Source organism: Treponema sp. R6D11 (assembly GCF_054786075.1).
In genome coordinates, this window is sequence record NZ_BDHD01000182.1 from 1 (window position 1) to 3,269 (window position 3,269).

Annotated in this window: 4 protein-coding genes; 2 read left to right on the forward strand and 2 right to left on the reverse strand. The window is 41.7% G+C overall.

Going from position 1 to position 3,269, the window contains the following annotated elements:
* Nucleotides 1-333 precede the first annotated feature (333 nt).
* Both ACYVTD_RS10775 and ACYVTD_RS10780 read left to right on the forward strand, forming a co-directional pair.
* The gene (locus ACYVTD_RS10775) at nt 334-1,941 is read left to right on the forward strand and encodes a CTP synthase (protein ID WP_461247774.1); all 1,608 of its coding nucleotides are present in this window, start codon (nt 334-336) and stop codon (nt 1,939-1,941) included.
* A 61-nt stretch (nt 1,942-2,002) separates the two neighbouring features.
* Nucleotides 2,003-2,149 (forward strand): hypothetical protein, encoded by a 147-nt coding sequence (locus ACYVTD_RS10780; protein ID WP_461247775.1) that lies wholly within the window; start codon nt 2,003-2,005, stop codon nt 2,147-2,149.
* A gap of 35 nt (nt 2,150-2,184) precedes the next feature.
* Here the strand turns inward: ACYVTD_RS10780 and ACYVTD_RS10785 are convergent, their stop codons facing one another.
* Together ACYVTD_RS10785 and ACYVTD_RS10790 are read right to left on the reverse strand one after the other, a co-directional pair.
* Nucleotides 2,185-2,457 (reverse strand): hypothetical protein, encoded by a 273-nt coding sequence (locus ACYVTD_RS10785; RefSeq protein WP_461247776.1) that lies wholly within the window; start codon nt 2,455-2,457, stop codon nt 2,185-2,187.
* A gap of 51 nt (nt 2,458-2,508) precedes the next feature.
* The coding region (locus tag ACYVTD_RS10790) for a methionine gamma-lyase family protein (protein ID WP_461247777.1) at nt 2,509-3,269 on the reverse strand (761 nt) is incomplete at its 5' end.

A 3,269-nucleotide genomic window follows, 5' to 3' on the forward strand; every position in this document is an offset into this window, starting at 1 on the left:
GGTCGCACACTCCAATCGAATTCGCAGAAACTGAAGATATCGCAAATAGTGTAATCGTCCTAGAGAACATCGTCCGCGAACGGTGGCTCAAAATCGCCACGCCAACGAAACTAATCACAAACAAGTTAATTTAATAAAAATTTGCAATTTTATATAAATTTTTTCGATTTTCCTATTGACAAACATGTCGAACTTTAGTATAATAGCTCCAGCAAGTTAAAAAACAAATAGCAAGACGGGGAATTTAAGCCTGAAAAAAGTTTTTTTTTTCAGCTTTTTTATTGCAATATTAATTTCAAGAAAAACATATCAAATTAAGGGGTTAATTTACTTATGAAAAAAGCAAAGCACATTTTCGTAACCGGCGGGGTTGTATCAGGCATTGGCAAGGGGATAACAGCAGCATCGCTCGGCATGCTTCTAAAGAGCCGAGGGCTGAAAGTAACCATGCAAAAGCTCGACCCATACATAAATGTGGACCCTGGAACCATGTCGCCATATCAACACGGCGAGGTTTTCGTAACAGATGACGGCGCAGAGACGGACCTTGATCTAGGGCATTATGAGCGTTTCATCGATGAAAACCTTAATAAATATTCAAATGCAACATCAGGCAGGATATATAACGATATATTAACCGCCGAAAGGCGCGGGGACTACCTCGGCGGAACAGTCCAAGTTATCCCTCATATCACGAACAAAATTAAAGAATATATCTACACGCTATCAAAAACAACCGATGCAGACGTTGTTATAACCGAAATAGGCGGAACAGTCGGCGATATCGAGAGCCAGCCGTTCTTAGAAGCTATCAGGCAGGTCGCAAACGAAATGGGGCGCGACAATTGCTTGTTCATTCATGTTGGTCTCGCTGTTTGGCTAACAGCATCGAAAGAGTTCAAATCAAAACCAATTCAGCATAGCGTTAAAGGCTTGTTGTCGCTTGGTATCCAGCCGGACATCATCGTCTGCCGAGCTGAAAAAGCCTTGCCGGAAGATTTCTGCGATAAAATCGCGCTATTCTGCAACGTGCCAAAAGCAGCCATAATACCAAACCTAGACGCGCCATCGCTATATAGCGTGCCATTGGAGCTTGAAAAATACCATTTCAGCGAATATGTTTGCAATAAACTAGGGCTTGAAAAAGGCAGAATATCACTGCAAAAATGGAAAGACGTTGTCGACAAAGAGTTCCAAATGGACAAAAAGATCACGATCGCGCTGGTCGGCAAGTATGTCGCACTGCATGATGCCTATCTATCAGTCGCAGAAAGCCTATACCATGCCGGAATTTCCCTTGGCGCAAAAGTTCATATCAAATGGGTAGATTCAGACGAATTAACAGATAGAACGGCTGAAAGAGTGCTAAAAGATGTCGATGGCGTGCTTGTCCCAGGCGGATTTGGCAACAGAGGCATCGCAGGTAAAATCTCGGCAATCAAATATGCGAGAGAGAATAACGTTCCTTTCTTTGGCATCTGCCTCGGCATGCAGCTAGCAACGATCGAATTTGCTAGAAATGTATGCGGAATTGAGGATGCGAACAGCCAAGAGTTCACACCAGACGGCGCAAACAACGTTATCGCGCTGATGGAATCGCAAAAAAGCGTTAAAAATATGGGCGGGACAATGAGATTAGGCTCGTATCCTTGCGTCCTAGACAAAACTTCGTTCTCATATAAAGCATATAAATCAAAAAACATCGACGAAAGGCATCGTCACAGATATGAATATAACAATAATTATAGAGACATCCTGACTAAAAAAGGCTTAAAAATCGCGGGTACATCGCCAAATGGCGAGCTTGTCGAAATCGTGGAAATTCCTAAGCATAAATGGTTCGTCGGCGTACAGTTTCACCCAGAATTTAAATCCCGACCAGTCCGCCCGCAAGCGCTTTTCCATGATTTTGTCGAAGCTTCTTTAAAAAACAAAAAATAAAACATTGACAAATTCTGGAAATTGTGATATACTGTATTCTTCTAAAAGGGGAGCAATATTTATGGAGACTAACACGAAAAACAACATAAAACTATTTCTTTTAATAGCAACAGGCCTCGTTTTAGGCATCGTCGCAGGGCTGGTGATGGACAAATTATCAACCTGTATGTCTATCGGCGCGATATTAACAATCAGAGTTTTTGTATAAATAAAAAGCAACAAAAAAGAGCGTATGCTCTTTTTTTATAGTTGATAGTCTGATAACAATTGCGCTCGCATCTCTTTATAACCAATTTCCGCACACGCTGCTTCACTACTTTTTCTCCAAGCGTCAGCCAATTCCATGCGTTGTTTATACGTCATCGCTTCTTGAGAGCTGAAATCAATTTCACGAGACGGCTGATCAAAAATATCTCCCATTTCCACGATTTGTTTATATCCCTGTTCCGCGCAAATTAGCCTTCTTCTCTCCATTTCAGCTGCATTTGCTAGCTGGATTTGCTCAAACGTTTTCATTTTCTCCCCCTTGTTATTATAAAGTATATCATATTTCTCGATAAAAATCAACTATTTTGTGCACTTATACGCTTTTGAAACGGCATATTTTGCATAGTCAAAGCTTGTCCCGCCTTGGAGATAGGCTGTATAAGGTGGCACAAACTTGCCGTCGGCAGAGATTTCAAGCGAACATCCTTCAACAAAAGCGCCGCATGCCATGATAACCTTCTCGTCATAACCCGGCATATCCCAAGGAACTGGCGTCTGGTTCGAGCCAATCGGCGATAAGCCTTGTATCGCTTGGCAAAATTTTTCAAGCTTTTCAGGCTCGCCAAGCTCAATTGCTTGCACGATGTCATATCGCTCTTCCTGAGGCAAACCAAACAAAAAACTAGCAAAAATAGCGGTCTTTATCGCCTCTCCAACAACGATTGGCGCAAAATATAACCCCTGCAATATGCTTTCTCCAATGCCAAGGTTACCGCCTGCCTCGCATCCTAATCCAACCGATGTTAAGTGATTGCTAGAAAGCTCAACCAATTCTGATTTCCCTGCGATGTAACCTCCTGTTTTGGCAATAGTGCCTCCCAAGTTTTTAATGAGCGAGCCAGCCAATAAATCAGCCTTCGGCTCCTCTCTTTCAACTAACTCACAATAGCAATTGTCAACTATCACAATTGCATCGCAAATATTTCTAATCTTTTTTATAATCTCATTAACCTGCGATGTAGACAGGCTTTTTCTGTTTTTATATCCTTTTGATTTTTGTATAAAAATCGCCTTTGGGTTTAGGTCTTTTGCCTTTTTTAATATCTCGTGCTCATCTAACT

Excerpts from the sequence above, each read along its gene's own strand:
- ACYVTD_RS10785 (WP_461247776.1), bottom strand. The coding sequence starts at position 2,457 with ATGAAAACGTTTGAGCAAATCCAGCTAGCAAATGCAGCTGAAATGGAG.
- ACYVTD_RS10775 (WP_461247774.1), top strand. The coding sequence starts at position 334 with ATGAAAAAAGCAAAGCACATTTTCGTAACCGGCGGGGTTGTATCAGGC.
- ACYVTD_RS10780 (WP_461247775.1), top strand. The coding sequence starts at position 2,003 with ATGGAGACTAACACGAAAAACAACATAAAACTATTTCTTTTAATAGCA.